This is a genomic window from Corallococcus terminator (assembly GCF_049194865.1).
Lineage (GTDB): Bacteria > Myxococcota > Myxococcia > Myxococcales > Myxococcaceae > Myxococcus > Myxococcus terminator_A.
The window spans coordinates 1-15,233 of sequence record NZ_JBLZWL010000118.1 but is presented as its reverse complement, the minus strand read 5'-3'; the positions used below and the strand labels follow the sequence as shown (position 1 = coordinate 15,233).

14 protein-coding genes are annotated in these 15,233 nt (G+C 68.7%); 8 read left to right on the top strand and 6 right to left on the bottom strand.

Features of this window, described 5'->3' with window-relative positions:
- Positions 1–185: 185 nt before the first annotated feature.
- Positions 186–407 carry an MbtH family protein gene (locus ACN469_RS35880; protein WP_141648541.1) on the top strand — a complete coding sequence of 74 codons (222 nt, stop codon included), beginning with the start codon at positions 186–188 and terminating at the stop codon, positions 405–407.
- 67 nt (positions 408–474) lie between these two features.
- Here the strand turns inward: ACN469_RS35880 and fruA are convergent, their stop codons facing one another.
- Positions 475–1,164, bottom strand: a complete 690-nt coding sequence (gene fruA, locus ACN469_RS35875; protein WP_498775569.1) for a response regulator transcription factor FruA — start codon at positions 1,162–1,164, stop codon at positions 475–477.
- Between the two features lie 521 nt (positions 1,165–1,685).
- Here fruA and ACN469_RS35870 point away from each other — a divergent pair.
- Both ACN469_RS35870 and ACN469_RS35865 read left to right on the top strand, forming a co-directional pair.
- Complete coding sequence (locus tag ACN469_RS35870; protein WP_498775567.1) at positions 1,686–2,456, top strand: RDD family protein; 771 nt, start codon at positions 1,686–1,688, stop codon at positions 2,454–2,456.
- Position 2,457: 1 nt separating this feature from the next.
- Positions 2,458–3,444: a stage II sporulation protein M gene (locus ACN469_RS35865; protein ID WP_498775565.1), complete on the top strand. Its 987-nt coding sequence runs from the start codon at positions 2,458–2,460 to the stop codon at positions 3,442–3,444.
- On the opposite strand, the gene ACN469_RS35860 is transcribed toward ACN469_RS35865, so the two are convergent.
- Positions 3,384–3,887, bottom strand: coding sequence for a J domain-containing protein (locus ACN469_RS35860; RefSeq protein WP_498775563.1), 504 nt, complete (start codon positions 3,885–3,887; stop codon positions 3,384–3,386). The genes ACN469_RS35865 and ACN469_RS35860 overlap by 61 nt on opposite strands.
- A gap of 134 nt (positions 3,888–4,021) precedes the next feature.
- On the opposite strand from ACN469_RS35860, the gene ACN469_RS35855 reads away from it, so the two are divergent.
- From ACN469_RS35855 to ACN469_RS35835, 5 genes are all read left to right on the top strand, one after another.
- Positions 4,022–4,567, top strand: coding sequence for a HEAT repeat domain-containing protein (locus ACN469_RS35855; protein ID WP_498775561.1), 546 nt, complete (start codon positions 4,022–4,024; stop codon positions 4,565–4,567).
- 114 nt (positions 4,568–4,681) lie between these two features.
- Positions 4,682–5,209, top strand: coding sequence for a DivIVA domain-containing protein (locus tag ACN469_RS35850; RefSeq protein ID WP_163870667.1), 528 nt, complete (start codon positions 4,682–4,684; stop codon positions 5,207–5,209).
- A 3-nt stretch (positions 5,210–5,212) separates the two neighbouring features.
- Positions 5,213–5,509, top strand: a complete 297-nt coding sequence (locus ACN469_RS35845; RefSeq protein ID WP_163870666.1) for a DUF167 domain-containing protein — start codon at positions 5,213–5,215, stop codon at positions 5,507–5,509.
- Between the two features lie 12 nt (positions 5,510–5,521).
- Complete coding sequence (locus ACN469_RS35840) at positions 5,522–6,757, top strand: peptidase MA family metallohydrolase (RefSeq protein ID WP_498775559.1); 1,236 nt, start codon at positions 5,522–5,524, stop codon at positions 6,755–6,757.
- Positions 6,758–6,932: 175 nt separating this feature from the next.
- The gene (locus ACN469_RS35835) at positions 6,933–7,478 is read left to right on the top strand and encodes a hypothetical protein (protein WP_498775557.1); all 546 of its coding nucleotides are present in this window, start codon (positions 6,933–6,935) and stop codon (positions 7,476–7,478) included.
- Positions 7,479–7,772: 294 nt separating this feature from the next.
- On the opposite strand, the gene polA is transcribed toward ACN469_RS35835, so the two are convergent.
- The 4 genes from polA to ACN469_RS35815 all read right to left on the bottom strand — a co-directional run.
- On the bottom strand, positions 7,773–10,499 hold the full coding sequence (polA, locus tag ACN469_RS35830; protein ID WP_498775555.1) for a DNA polymerase I: 2,727 nt from the start codon (positions 10,497–10,499) through the stop codon (positions 7,773–7,775).
- Positions 10,500–10,544: 45 nt separating this feature from the next.
- On the bottom strand, positions 10,545–12,770 hold the full coding sequence (locus ACN469_RS35825; RefSeq protein WP_498775553.1) for an FHA domain-containing protein: 2,226 nt from the start codon (positions 12,768–12,770) through the stop codon (positions 10,545–10,547).
- A 6-nt stretch (positions 12,771–12,776) separates the two neighbouring features.
- Positions 12,777–14,567 (bottom strand): TadA family conjugal transfer-associated ATPase, encoded by a 1,791-nt coding sequence (locus ACN469_RS35820; protein ID WP_498775551.1) that lies wholly within the window; start codon positions 14,565–14,567, stop codon positions 12,777–12,779.
- Positions 14,568–14,728: 161 nt separating this feature from the next.
- Positions 14,729–15,233 (bottom strand): secretin GspD/PilQ domain-containing protein (locus tag ACN469_RS35815; protein WP_498775549.1); only part of this gene is annotated, 505 nt, incomplete at its 5' end.

Here is a 15,233-nt window from a genome sequence, read left to right as displayed (position 1 = left end):
TGACGGGCCACCTTCACGACGGGGCTGGTGGCCCCTCGCGCACCAACACGCACGGTCGCGGGAAAGTCAGCCTGTCGGAGCAGTGTCCCAGCGGAGGGGTTGGTAGGCATCCGCCTACTTCTGGCGGTATTGACCCCTTTTCCTGGGATGTGAACAAGATGCAGTCAATTTCAGGAGTCACTCACATGGCGGACGAGCGCGAGGACACGACGATCTACAAGGTCGTCGTCAACCACGAGGAGCAGTATTCCATCTGGCCGGCGGACCGAGAGAACGCTCCGGGCTGGAAGGACGCGGGCAAGCAGGGCCTGAAGGCCGAGTGCCTCGAGCACATCAAGCAGGTGTGGACGGACATGCGTCCGCTGAGCCTGCGCAAGAAGATGGAAGAGCAGGCCCTGAAGAACTGATGTGACGGGCGCCCCGCCCGACGGACCCTGGGGAATTCACTGGGGTCCGAGGGCGGGGTTCAACGTCTCAGAGGTCCGGAGGCGGACGAACCCCCAGATGGCAGGCGCGCAACGCCAGCTGGGTGCGGTTCTCGGCCCCGAGCTTCCTGTAGAGCTGGGTGACGTGAGACTTGACGGTGCGCTCGGCGATCATCAGATGCGCGGCGATCTTCAAGTTGTCCGCGCCACCCGCGACATACGCCAGCACCTCGCGCTCCCGCTGCGTGAGCGCCAGGAGCACGCTCGCGGTGGGCGACGTGACAGGCGGATGCTCGAAGTCGTTGCGCAACAGCTGCACCGGGAAGAGGCGCTCACCTCTCACCAGCGAGTTGATGGCCGAGGACACGGCGGATGTGCCGAGCCCCTTCCGGAAGAGGTAGCCCGAGGCACCCTCGTCGAAGCACTGGGAGATGACCTCCGGCGCACTCACGGCAGAGAGGAGCAACATGCGCACCTCCAGCCGACGCTTGCGGGCCTCGCGTAACAGGTTGATGCCTTCGGTCACCGAGCAGCCCACGGCCGCTTCACTGTCTCCTTCCACATCCATCACCGCCACTTGAGGCGGATCGGTTCCCAGCCCATCGAGAAAGAGTCGCACGTCCCTCGTCACCGAAGTGACGGCGACACCCTCGCCACGAAGACCATCGGCGAGGCTTTCCCACGCCGCCCATGGTCCTTCGAGAATGGATACACGAATCGCTGCTTGATTAGTTGCCATGCGAAGGCCCCCCAGCCGCCATGGCGAAACAACTTGGCCTGCCGTGTTGACTGCTTGCGACCTCCGGACAGCTCAGGCCAGCGGGAAGCGTCTTCCAGGTCGTGCGTGCACGTCCGCTGAACCACTCCGGGGTCGGTCCATCGATGTAAGACCCGACTCCCTGACTGCTTTCAACTACCTACAACTCGTGACGTCCTTCTGGGCTCCACCTCCGCTGGAGCCAGCTCCAGGTTCAACGCCACGAATACCCTAACACCGGGAAAGCGCAGAGGCGAAGGCGCCCCTGGCGCGAGTGTCAAGTGTGCGCGAATCGGATTGGATTCAGCCACCGCGTCCGTTGGTTCGTCATCGCTGTCGCGTCCATGACAGCCTTTTCCGTCCAGCACCCGATAGCCGCCGTCCCCCACCGCGAGCCTGGGTGTCCACCACGCAACACCCCTATGGGACCTGATTAGTCAGACAATCCGGCCCCAACAGGTAGGAGATGGTACGGCGGGCGGCGTGTATGCTGGGTGGCGGACATGAGTACCGCATCGAGCCCGCACCTCGCAGTGGCCACGCCGGAGCGCGTGGCGCTCTCCCTCCCCGTGGCCGGCATCGGCTACCGGTGTCTGGCGTGGCTGGTGGACGCCAGCCTGCTCTTCTTCTTCTGGGTGGTGGCGTACTTCGTCTTCACGCTGCTGGTGTCGGACGTGCTGGGCGTCTTCCAGGGGCTGTCGAGCCTGGGGCAGACGCTGCTGGTGGTGGGCATCTTCGCCACGCAGTGGCTGTACTGGACGCTGGGCGAGGTCTTCTTCCATGGGCAGACACCGGGCAAGCGCGCGCTGCGAATCCGCGTGGTGCGATTGGATGGCTCACCGGTGGGCCTCTACGAGAGCGCGGTGCGCAACCTGTGCCGCGCGGTGGACTTCCTGCCAGGGGTGTACGCCGCCGGCTGCATCAGCATGCTGCTGACGCCCAGGCACCAGCGCCTGGGAGACCTGCTGGCCGGGACGGTGCTGGTGCGCGAGGAGCGCATCGACCTGGACAAGTACACCGCGCAGGCGCCCGAGGTGGGCGCGCCGGGCGTGCTCGGACCGAAGGCCACGCGGGCGCTGACGCCGGACGAGGTGGAGCTGGTGCTGGCCTTCCTCGCGCGCGCGCCAGGCCTGGAGGCGGACATCCGGCGGAAGATGGGGACGCGGCTGGTGGACAAGCTGGGCGGGCTGACGGACGAGGAGCGGACCACGGTGCTCGCGTCGGCCGAGTCCACCGAGGCGTTCCTGCGGGCCCACGTGCGGGTGGGGAGCTGAGATGGCCATCGCCCTGCCGGCCTTCGTCGCCAGTCACCGCGCGCGCTGGGACTCCCTGGAGGCGCTGCTCACGCGCCAGCGCGAGGGCACCCTGACGCTGGAGGAGCTGCGCACGCTGGACACGCTGTACCGCCGCGCCGCCTCGGACCTTGCGCACGCGCAGACGTTCTACCCGGGCACCGACGCGCACCGCTTCCTCAACCAGCTCTGCGCGCGCGCCTACGCCGCCATCTACCAGCCCCCGCGCGAGCGCTGGGCGTCGGTGAAGTCCTTCTTCCGCCGCGAGTTCCCCCAGACGCTGCGCCGGGAGCTGCGCTTCGTGGGCGCCAGCGCCGCGCTGTTCATCCTGGGCCTGCTGCTGGGCGCGCTGGTGGTGCTGTGGGAGCCCCGGGGCGCGGAGCTGCTCGTGCCCGTCGGAGTCCGCCAGTACGTCTCCCAGGGCCGCATGTGGACGGACGACATCCTGTCGGTGGCCCCGCCCAACTCGGTGTCGTCGGGCATCGCCACCAACAACCTCACCGTCACCATCCTCACCTTCGCCATGGGCCTGCTCTACGGGCTGGGCACGGTGTTCATCCTGGTGAACAACGGCGTGCAGATTGGCGCCATCGCCGCGCTGTGCGCTCGCGAGGGGATGCTGGGAGGGCTCCTGGACTTCATCTCCGCGCACGGGCCGGTGGAGCTGTCCGTCATCGTCATCGCCGGTGGGGCCGGGCTGATGGTGGGCCAGTCGCTGGTCGACCCGGGGGAGTTGCCCCGGGGACAGGCGCTGGCCCTGCGCGGGCGGGAGGCCGTGAAGCTGGTGCTGGGGTGCGCGCCCTTCCTCGCCCTCATCGGCGTGGTGGAGGGCTACGTGTCCCCGGGCGACTTGTTCCCCACCTGGGCCAAGGCCGCGCTGGGCCTGGCCCTGGGGGGCCTGTTCTGGGGCTACCTGCTGCGGGCGGGCAGCGCGGAGGCCGGGACGGAGCCGGAGGTCAGCGCCTCCTGACGCTTGCGCTGCTGGTGCCGGAGGATGCGCTCGTAGGCCACGTTCAGCTCGCGCATCTTCTCCGCGGAGCCGCCCCGGTCCGGGTGCCGCTCCAGCGCCAGCGTGTGGTAGCGCGCGCGGACCTTCTCCGGAGAGTCCAGCGGCGACACGCCCAGGAGCTGGTACGGGTCCTGGTCCTCGATGGCGGACAGCCAGCGCTCCAGCCGGTCCTTCACCTCGATGTGGCGCTCATCCTGGACACCGGTGTCCTTCACCGGGTGGGTGCGCACCTTCACGTCCCCCCGGAGCACATCCGTGTAGGTACTGGAGACCCAGCGGTGGCAACCGGAGCACCGGTAGTAGCGAACCCGGTTCCCCATCTGAAGGGTCATCCGGATGCCGCAGTGGGTGCACTCCACCTCCACGTTCTCCAGGGTCCGCCAGCTCGAAACCGCCGCGTTCATCAGCACTTGCTCCCGTCAGCAACACGCCTGTAGCAGCGGCAAACTCCCATGTCGGGAGATCGCGTCAAGAAAATCTCCGCGAGCCCAGGGCCCGGCTGCGCCAGACGCCCGGCTTTCGGGGTAGAACGCGGCCCATGAGCCCCCTGCTCGTCGCCGGACTGCTGCTCGTCGCCGCCGCCCCGGCCCGGACGCCCGCCGCCAGCCGCCCCGCCCCCACGGCCTCCAAGCCCGCCCCGGAACCTTCGGCGCCTCCCGCCCCGGTGGCCTCGGCGGACGACTCCGCCCTCCTGCGCGCCCTCTTGTGGGCCGCCCGCCCCGCACCCGAGGAGGTCCGCGCCATCGCCGTGGAGGACCTGGCGCTGCTGGGAGACCCGCGCGCGCTGGACTCGCTGGCCACTCACCTGTGGGACCCCAATCCCCGCACCCAGCAGGCCGTGCTGCGCGCGGTGGCCCTGTTCCAGCACCCCCGCGCCGAGGAGATTCTTGGCAACGTGGTGCGCCACCCCCGCATGCCGGACGCGCTGAAGATCCAGGCCCTCAACGGCCTCGTCTTCCAGCGGACCACCTCCGCCCGGCGCACCGTGCAGGACGCCGCCACCGACTCGCGCCTCACCTCGGTGGTGCAGAACGCCGCACGCGCCGTCGTCGCGCAGTGGGACGCGCCGCCCGCGTCGCGCTGAAGCCCCCGCCCGCCGCCATACCAGGCGAGCAGGCACGAGCGGCCTCGCGAGGGTGAAGACGCCCTCCGGGGCCGATTCCTGGAGAACTCGTCTCCGTGCGCTAGACTGGCGCGCATGAAGATCACTCCGCTCGACATCCGGCAGAAGCGGTTCGACACGGCGCTGCGAGGTTTCTCGCGCCGCGAAGTCGAGGCCTATCTCGAGCTGATCGCCGGTGAGTTCGAGGAAGTGGTGAAGGAGAACATCGCGCTCAAGGAGGAGCTGAAGCGCACGCAGCTCAAGCTCGAGCAGCACCAGGAGCGCGAGCGCACCCTCCAGGAGACGATGGTCACCGCCCAGCGCATCAGCGAGGACCTGCAGTCCGCCGCCAAGAAGGAGGCGGAGATCATCATCGCGGACGCGGAGCACCAGGCCGAGAAGATCGTCCATGGCGCCCACCAGCGACTGGTGCAGGTGGTGGAGGACATCAACGAGCTGAAGCGCCAGCGCACCCAGTTCGAGTCGCAGGTGCGCTCGGTGCTGGACGCGCACCAGAAGCTGCTGGAGACCTTCAAGGCCCCCACCTTCGCGGACCGCGACTACGCCCGCGTCGAGGACAACGTGGCCTACCTGTCCCAGAAGAAGGCCAACGGCAACGAGTAGCCCATGGCCGCGCCCTGGCTGAAGTCCTTGCCGGACGGCGTGGAGCTGGCCCTCCTCATCCAGCCCCGCGCCTCGCGCACCCGCGTCGTCGGCGAACATGACGGGCTGTTGAAAATCCAGCTCGCCGCTCCGCCCGTGGATGGGGAAGCCAACGCCGCCCTCCTCGAGTTCCTCGGCAAGCAGCTCGGAGTCCCAAGACGGCAGGTGACGCTCGTCGCCGGTGACGCATCGCGACGAAAACGCGTTCACGTGGTGGGGGTTGATGCGGCGCGGGCCGAGGCTGTTATGTCTGGGGGATAGCGAGGCCCCCGCATGCGCCACCTGCTCGTCCTGCTCCTGTTGCTGCTGGCCATGCCTCGGGCGTGGGCCCAGGGTTTGGGTGAAGGCTCCGGTTCCCATCCTCACGGGGGCGAAGCCCTGATGGACGACGTGGTGCTCGTCCCCCACTCCCGGCCCGCCATCGTCGCCGGAGAGGTGGCGACGAAGCGCTTCCGAATCCTCCACACGGCGGCGGCCACCGTGGCGGCCAAGGAGCTGTCGGAGCAGATCGAATCCGTGCGCGACGGCTTCGGCAACATCCTGGGGCGCGACTGGCCTGGGATGACGGAGATCCGCCTGGGCGTGGGCCGCGAGGAGTTCGAGGCGCTGGCGCTTCCCGGCGGCCGACCTCCGGGCTGGGCCGTGGCGCTGGCCTACCCCGCGCATCAAATCATCCTGCTGGACGCGCTCAGCCTCCACGCGCCGGACGGCCAGCAGACGCTGCGGCACGAGCTGGCGCACGTGGCGCTGGGCCAGCTGGCCCGAGGGTGGCCCCGCTGGTTCCAGGAGGGCGTCGCGCAGAACGTGACGGGCGAGCGCTTCTCCATCACCCACTACTCCGCCCTCTTCCGCGCGGTGACGCAGGAGCGCGTCTTCCACTTCGAGGACCTGTCCTCCGACTGGCCGGACCTGCCCGCGGACGTGGAGATCGCCTACGCCCAGAGCGCCGCCTTCGTCGCGCACCTGTCCACCCGCTACGGCCCCCAGGCCATGGGCCTGCTCATCGACGGCGTGCGCGGGGGGGAGCCCTTCGAGACGGCGTTCGGCAAGGCCTTCCACACCTCGCTGGATGTGGAGGAGTCCGGCTGGCGCGACGGGCTGGCGGCGCGCTACGGCTGGCTGCCGCTCACCACCAGCTCCGCGCTGCTGTGGTTGACGGCCTCCGTGCTGTGCGTGGCCGCCTATGCGCGCCGTCGCCAGCAGAAGGCCGCGCGGCTGGCGGAGATGACGGCCCAGGAGGCCGCGGACGAGGCCGCCCTGCGGCTGATGATGGTGGCCCAGCAACAGGCCGCCGAGTCCGTCACGCCCATGGCCGGCCCCGCGCCGCACCAGGAGCTGTACTGGCCCGGCCCCGCCCCCGCCGAGCCGGAGCCCGAGCACCCCGAGGCGCCGCCCCACGCGGAGTCGACGTCGGGTGAGTTCTCCGTGGGCCCCGAGCACGAGAGCGAGCAGACAGGCGGGGGCGACGACGCGCTGAAAGCCCGCACCGCCAAGCCGACGCTGCACTGAGACGCGGCCCTTCTCCGGGCCCTGTCTGGACCTTCGGACAGGTCTACAAGCCGAACCCCGAAGTTTTTACCTTCCCCCGCCACGGCACGCGTGTACGTGCTCTCCAAGTGGCTGAATTTCCAGGGGACTCGGTTCCTCAGCCGCTGGCAGCAGCCTTGCTATAGCTCCCGGAGCGATGCGGAAGGCACCGGAAATGACTGAGCGAGGACGTAAGGCAGCCGGGCTGGCGCGGTTCTTCCGCCAGCAGCCGGACCGAATCGCGGCGCTGTGGCGCCGGATGCGGATGACGGCTCACGAAGCGACGGACGGCACCCAGACTCCCCTGAGTCAGTTGGACGGGCTGGTGGAGCCCTTCGTCCGGGAGCTGGGCCTGACGCTGGAGGGGGACGACACGAGCCCCTGGAGCCGTACGAAAGCGGTGCTGCGCCTGTCGCCGGAGCGTGGCGCGCGCGCCCTGCACGAAGAGTTCTCGGCGCTGCGGCGCTGCCTGGTGGACGCCGCGGAGGTGCTCGGCGGTGGTGATTGGGAGAAGGAGCAGATCAACCGCGCCGTGGATGAGGCGGTGGACTCGGCGGTGGCGCTGCTCCAGCGACTGAGGGATTCGAGAGTCGAGGGGCCCAGGGTGCCCTTCGGAGGTTTGGTGGTGGAGTACTTCGAGCGCCCGTCACGCGTCAGACACGTGCCGCCGGGCTCGAGGGACGGACGTACCGCGATGCATTGAGGGGTGGTCGGTTTTGCCGACCCGTCCGGCTTGACGCTCCAATCCTGGGAGCGTCCGAGGCCGGCGGGAGGGAGCGTGCCAGGGGTGGGGACCTCATGGCGCGCCTTTGGGGTGGCGTGCTCCCACTGGGGAGTGGTGAGCGCTCATCGCGAGCTGCTGGCAAGACGCGTGGATGGGGGTCCGCGCGGCTCGCCGGTCGGACGGGTCGGCATTGTTTGTGGGGGTGGTAGCGAAAAACGAGCGGGTCCGCGGGGGGAGCGTCTACGGGGGTGGGCGCTCCTCCCGCGTTGTTTTTCAGTGGGCGTCCGACCAGCTCCGCCCCGCGCCGACATCCACCTTGAGCGGCACCTTCAGCGTGGCCACACCCGCCATGCCGCGCGCCACCAGCGCCTTCACCTGCTCCACTTCCGCGTCGGGCGCCTCCAGCATGAGCTCGTCGTGGACTTGAAGCAGCATCACCGTGCGCAGGCCCTGGGCGCGCAGCTCCGCGTCCACCACCAGCATGGCCTTCTTGATGAGGTCCGCGGCGGTGCCTTGAATCGGCATGTTGATGGCGGCGCGCTCGGCGGCCTGGGCCACGCCCCGGTTCTTCGAGTTCAGGTCCGCCATGTACCGCCGGCGGCCGTAGAGCGTCTCCACGTAGCCCGTCTTGCGCGCCGTGTTGACGGTCTCATCCAGGTAGCGGCGGATGCCGGCGTAGCGAATGAAGTAGCGCTCGATGATGTCGCGCGCCGTCTCCTGCGGGATTCCAAGCCGCGTGGCCAGGCCGTGCGGTGACAGGCCGTAGGCGATGCCGAAGTTCACCATCTTCGCCACCCGGCGCTGCTCGCGGTCCACCTGGTCCGGCGCGACGCCGAAGACCTCGGCGGCGGTGCGGCTGTGGACGTCCTCGTCGTTGCGGAACGCCTCGACGAGCACGGGGTCATCCGCGATGTGGGCCAAGAGGCGCAGCTCCACCTGGCTGTAGTCGGCGCTGACCAGCTGGTGGCCCGGGGCGGCCACGAAGGCGCGGCGAATCTCCCGGCCCAGCTCCGTGCGCACCGGGATGTTCTGGAGGTTGGGGTCCGTGGAAGACAGGCGCCCGGTGGCCGTGGCCGCCTGGTGGTACGTGGTGTGGATGCGCCCGTCGGGGGCCACCAGCGTGGGCAGCGTGTCCAGGTAGGTGCTCTTGAGCTTGGACAGGCTGCGGTACTCGATGATGGCGCCAGGCAGCGGGTGCTCCTCGGCCAGCTTCTCCAGCACCTCCTGGTCCGCGGAGGGGCCCGTCTTGCCGCGCTTGATGATGGGCAGGTTCAGCTCGGTGAAGAGCACCTGGACCAGCTGCGGGTTGGAGCCGATGTTGAACTCGTGGCCCGCGTGCTTGTAGACCTCCTTCACCTGCGCCTCGACGGCCGCGTCCACCTTCACGGAGATGCGCGCCAGCTCCACCGTGTCCAGGCTCACGCCCCGCTGCTCCATTCGCGCGAGGATGGGCAGGAGCGGCAGCTCCAGCTCCTTCGCGAGCTGCGCGAGCTTCGCCTCCTCCAGCTCCTTCCACAGCTCCGGCGCCAGCCTGCGCGCCGCCTCCGCGCGCACCGCGAAGCCCGACGCCACCTCCTCCGGCGAGTGGTCCGCCAGCGCCCTGTCCTTCTTGCCCCGCTTGCCCTCGGCCGCCGCGGGGAGCGCGGGCAGCTCCGTGGCCAGCCGCTCGCGCGACAGGTCCGCCAGCGCGTGCTCGCGGCGCGACGGGTTGAGCAGGTAGCTCAACAGCTCCACGTCGTCGTGCGCGCCAGCCAGGGTGACGCCCTCGTTGGCCAGGACCAGCGTGAGGGCCTTGAGGTCATGCCCGCCCTTCTTCACCGCCGGGTCCTCCAGCACGCCCCCGAACACGGAGGTGAAGGACTCGGGCCTCACCTGCGTGGCGCCCAGCACCGCGTGGCGCAGCGGCACGTAGCGGGTGCTCGCATCCGGCAGCGCCACGCCCAGGCCCACCAGCTTCGACGCGAAGGGCATGCCCTCGTACGCCGGAATCAGGCTGACCGAGCCCGCAGCGCGCACGGCCTCCGCCAGCGCCAGCAGCTCCGCGTCGGTGCCCACCAGCGTGGTGGTGACGGCCAGGGGCGCGGGCCGCTCCTTGGCGGGCTCCGAGGAGGACTCGCTCGGACCCTCCCGCGGCAGGTCCTTGAGCAGCGCGTAGAACTCCAGCTCAGTGAAGAGCTCGCGCGCGCGCGCGGAGTCCACGTCCTTGCGGGTCAGCTCCGCCACGCGCACGTCGAGCGGCAGGTCCGTCTTGAACGTCACCAGCTGCCGGGCGCGCAGCAGGCTCTCCTTGTGCGAGGCGAGGTTCTCCCGAATCTTGGGCTTCTTCACCTCGTCCAGCCGGGACAGGAGCGTGTCCACGTCACCGAACTGCTGGATGAGCTCCGTGGCCGTCTTGGGGCCGATGCCCGGCACTTTGGCCACGTTGTCCACCGCGTCGCCGATGAGCGCCAGGTAGTCGCGCATCTGGCGGGGCTCGATTCCCAGCCGCTCCTTCACGTCCTCGGGCCGGGTGTGCACGTCCTTCATCGGGTCGAAGAGGCGCACGTCCTCGTCGACAATCTGGATGAAGTCCTTGTCCCCGGTGACGACCTGGACGCAGAAGCCCTCGGCCTTCGCCTTGTGGGCCAGCGTGCCGATGACGTCGTCCGCTTCCCAGCCCGCGAACTCCAGCACCGGCAGGTTGAGCGCCTCCACCACGCGGCGGATGAGCGCGAACTGCGGCACCAGGTCCTCGGGCGGGCCTTCGCGGTGGGCCTTGTAGTTGGGGTCTATCTTCTGGCGCTCCGTGCGGCTCTCCTTGTCGAAGGCGAGCGCCACGTGCGTGGGCTTCAAGTCCCGCAGGGACTTGAGCACCATGCGCGTGAAGCCGAGCACGGCGTTGGTGGGAACGCCCTTGCTCGACGTGAGCGGCGGAATGGCGTGGTAGGCGCGGAAGATGAAGCCGGACGCGTCGATGAGGACCAGGGTGGGCGCGGTGCGCGGGGGGCTGGTGTCGGCCATGCCCCCGTGCCTAGCGCGCCCGTCCCGCCCTGTCCAACTCGCTTGCTACGGGCAGCTCCACTCCTTCTTCTTCGCGACGACCATCTCCTCCACCCCGTCACCCTTGACGGCGAAGTCCATCACCGCCGCCAGGTCCGGGCAGCCGCCCGCCTGACGGAACGAGGAGAGCGCCGTGGCGGAGCAGAAGCCCGCCGCCTTGTTGAGGTCCGCGCTGCCCGCGTAGAAGCCGAAGCCCAGCTTCCACACCTTGCAAGCACGGCGCTTGTCGTCGCGGTCCGCCCAGTGACGGCCGCGCTGGTACGCCTTGTCCGCCATGTCCTGGAGGATGCTGCGCCGGTAGAACGACGGCTTGGACTCCGCCAGGTTCAGCATCAGCGACTTGTCCACATCCAGCGCCTCACGCAGCGGCTCGGCGGCCTTCTCCGGGTCATCCGCGGCCAGGTAGCTCTGACCGCCCTTGAAGAGCTGATCCACCGTGAACATGGTCTTCATCATCTCGTCCGCCTGGGCGTGGAACTGCGCGGACTCGTCGTTGGCGCGCAGCTTCTGCAACGTCGCCAGCGCCTCGCTGCCACGGCCGGACCAGTAGTCCATCATCGCCGCCTGCATCAGCTTGTTCGGGTAGCGCGCCTTCACCGACTCCAGCACCACCGTCTTCGGGTCCGTGGGCAGGTTGTCGCGGTTGAGCACCTCCGCCACCGGACACGTCCAGGGAATCGAGTTCGGGTCCAGCTTGATGCGCGAGATGAGGAACTTCACGAACAGCGGATCCTTGGGCCGCCACTCGTTCTTCTTCAGGCGCCCTTCCAGCTTGAGGTCGAACCCCAGGGGCGGCTGCAGGTCGTCTCGCGGCTGGTTCTGGCACCACACCGCCATGTACGCCTGGCAGCGAGGCACGGCCGCGCTCCACTGCGAGTCGCGCAGGTAGCGCCTGCAGTCGTCCAGCGCGCGCTTCGTCACCTGCTCGGCGGCCTCGGCCGCCTTGGCGCGGGCGCGGCGGAAGTACTCGCTCTCCTTCGGAATCTTGCGGAAGGAGTCCAGCGCATCCTCGGACTTCAGGCGCTGCAGGAGCTTCTCACCCGTGGTGAAGTGCTCGAAGGCGTCCTTCTCCAGCTTGATGCGGCGGATGAGCGTGTTGGCGTCGGTGTTGATGGGGTCCAGGTCCAACACCTGCGAGCAGACCTGCTCGGCCTTCGTCCAGTTGGGCGGGCCCAGTTCGCTGGAGGCAAAGGAGCGGCACTCGCTGAGCAGCTCCGACACCTGCTGCGCGGGGTCGACGGGGATGCCCTGGCCCATGGGGCCTCCGGAGTCCACGGCCGACGCGGGCATCAGCGCCTTGCCCAACGCCGCCAGCAGCAGCACGCCCACCAGACCGCCGCCGGCGATGAACAGCTTCTTGCGCCGGGCCTCCGGGTCCGCGCCGCCGTCCTGCCCGCCGGCACTCCGCCGCGACGGAGGCGCCGACCCCGCGCCCCGACGGGCCGGAGCGTCGGACTGAGACGCCTCGAAGGTCATCTCCACCACGCCGAACTGGAGCTGGTCCCCGGGCTGCAGGTCCACCAGCTCCGGGCCCAGCGGGTCGCCGTTGAGCAACGTGCCGTTGGCACTGCCCAGGTCGCGCACCGACACCACGCCACCGACGGACTCCAGCTCCGCGTGCTTCCGGCTGACCGAGTCGTCTTCCAGGATGATGCCCGCGGGAGGCAGGCGCCCCACGAGCACCTTGCCCTTGAGCGGATAGGTCTTCCCCGCCCATGGCCCCACGGCGCCGCGCAGCAGAGGCCCGCCACCACCGCCGGGAGGACCGCCCGCGGGCTTGGGCCGCCTCGGCCCCGCGCCTGGTGCTGGGGCACTGCCTCCGGCGGGCTTCGCCTTGATGCTGGGCAGGGCCCGGGTGGCGCGAGCACCGCCGCCCTCCGCCCCCACGGGCATGGCCTCCGCGCCCGCGGGCTTGGCCGCGCGACGAGCGCCGGTGGCCCTGCTGGGCGCCGCCTTCAGGCTCAGCGTGTAGTCGCCGAGGATGACCTCGGACTGGGGCGTGAGCGCGGTGGGCTCGGCGATGCGCTCGCCGTCCACGAAGGTGCCGTTGGCACTGCCGAGGTCCTCGATGAAGACCCCTCCCGACTCGGTGAAGACGCGCGCGTGGGTCCGCGAGACGCCTCCCTCGGTGAGCAGGACTTCACAGCCCTGCTGGCGGCCCAGCTTCAGCTCGCCGACGACCTCGTGTTCGTTCTCCGTGCCATCAGGCAGACGGACGACCAGTGTAGGCATGGCGCGTCAGTCCTCGCGGAAGATGCTCATGTTGACGGGAATGCCCTTGCGCTGAAGATCTTCGTAGAACTTCGGCACGAACCCGGACGCCACGAAGCGACCCCGCACCTTGTGGTCCTCCGTGAAGCCGTCCTGCTTGTAATAGAAGATGTCCTGGAGCGTGACGATGTCGACCTCCATGCCGGACACCTCGGTGACGTAGCAGATCTTCCGCGTACCGTCTGAGAAGCGCGTCTGCTGCACGATCATGTGCACCGCGCTGGCGATCTGCTCTCGGATGGCCTTCACCGGCAGGTCCATGCCGGACATCAGCACCATCGTCTCCAGCCGGGCGATGGCATCACGCGGCGTGTTGGCGTGCAGCGTGGTGAGCGAGCCGTCGTGGCCCGTGTTCATGGCCTGGAGCATGTCCAGCGTCTCACCCGAGCGGCACTCACCCACGACGATGCGGTCCGGCCGCATGCGCAGGCAGTTCTTCACCAGGTCACGGATGGTGATGGCGCCCTTGCCTTCGAGGTTGGGCGGCCGGCTCTCCAGCTGTACCCAGTGGTCCTGGGGAAGCTGCAGCTCCGCGGCGTCCTCCACCGTGACGATGCGCTCACTGTCCGGGATGAACGAGCTGATGATGTTGAGCGTCGTCGTCTTGCCGGAGCCCGTGCCGCCGGAGATGACGATGTTGCGCTTGGCCTTGACGCACATCTCCAGGAACTCGGCCATCTGCGCGGTGAGCGTCTTGTACTTCACCAGGTCCGAGATCTTCAGCGAGTCCTTCTTGAACTTGCGGATGGTGATGCAAGGACCCTTCAGCGCCAGCGGCGGGATGATGGCGTTGACGCGGCTGCCGTCCTTCAAGCGCGCGTCCACCAGCGGGCTGGACTCGTCGATGCGTCGGCCGATGGGCGCGACGATTCGCTCGATGACACCGAGCACCGCCTGATTCGAGGAGAAGGTCTTCTCCGACAGCGTCAGCTGGCCCTTGCGCTCGATGTAGATCTGGTTGGCGTGGTTCACCATGATCTCGCTGATCTCATCCGACGCGAGGAACGCCTCGAGGGGCCCCAGGCCCAGCGCCTCGTTGATGACGTCGGTGAGCAGCTCCTCGCGGTCCACGTCCTCCGGAAGCTCTCCGTCCGCTTCCATCTGGTCGATGATGTCGCGGATGGCCTTCTCGGTGCGGCGCCACAGCTCGTCGTCGCCGAGCCGGTCCATGTCCATGCGCCGCAGGTCGAGGTACTCGATGAGCCGGTCGTGGATCTCCTTCTGGAGGCGCGTGTAGCGCTCCATCCGGGGGTCCACCTTCTTCTTGTTCTTCGCCATCGCGGAGGCCATGGACGCGGGCATGCGTCCGGCGACGGGAGCCTTCGCCGCGAGAGCCGGAGGTGGCGGCTCCTCCTCGTACGGCTCTTCCTCTTCGTACTGCTCCTCCTCCTCGTACTGCTCCTCCTCGCCACCGTCCTCGTAGGCCTCCTCGGCCTGGCCGGCTCGCGTCATCTGCGGGCCCGCGTCCTCCAGCGGCTCCACGTTGATGATGTAGTCACCGATGTAGATCTGATCGGTCGGCTTGAGCACCTGTGGCGCGGCGATCTTCTTGCCGTTCACGAAGGTGCCGTTCGTGGACTTCATGTCCACGATGATGCACTTGCCATCCTTGGCGACGATGCGGGAGTGGTACTTCGAGACATTGCCCTTCGCGAGCATGATGTCATTGCCGGGCAGCCGACCGATGGTGATTTCCGGCTTGGTGTACTCACGCTGCTCGGTCCCGCCGCCCTTTTCCGCGAGGGTGATCAAAAACATGGGACGGATGCTAGCAAGCACCCCTTCCACCTCAAAGCGCCAGCCGCAGTCGACCTGCCCGCCCGCAAGGCGACGGGCCGGCATCCACCCCGGAAAAAGGGAGGAAACCGGCCCGTCCAGGGCCCCAGGGCCCAGACCAGGCGCCTTGAGGCGCCCAGGCGTCAGTCGAAGATGTTGAAGTTCACCTCGGACCGGGCCTGCTTGTAGCGGCTCTTCACGTCCTCGATGATGGTCCGGACCTTGTCCGAGTCCGGGTTGACGATTCGCGGGGTCACGAAGATGACCAGCTCGCGCTTGGTGGAGTCGAACCCGCGGCTCTTGAAGAGCTCACCGATGATGGGGATGTGGCCCAGGCCGGGGATCTTCGAGATGGACTTCTGCTCGTCGTGGCTGAACACGCCGGACAGGACGATGGTCTCTCCGTGACGCACGGTGACGTTCGTCTTCACCTTGCGGGTGCGGAAGCCAGGAATCGTGGACGAACCGCCGAAGGACACGGCGACGGAGGTGTCGATTTCGGAGGCCTCGGCCTCGATCTCCGTCTGGATGTTGCCGTTGCGGTCCGCGGTGGGGCGCAGGTTCAGGATGACGCCGTACTTCTTGTACTCGATGGAGAACTGGTTGTTGGTGATGAGGGGAATCGGGACCTCGCCACCGGCCAGGAAC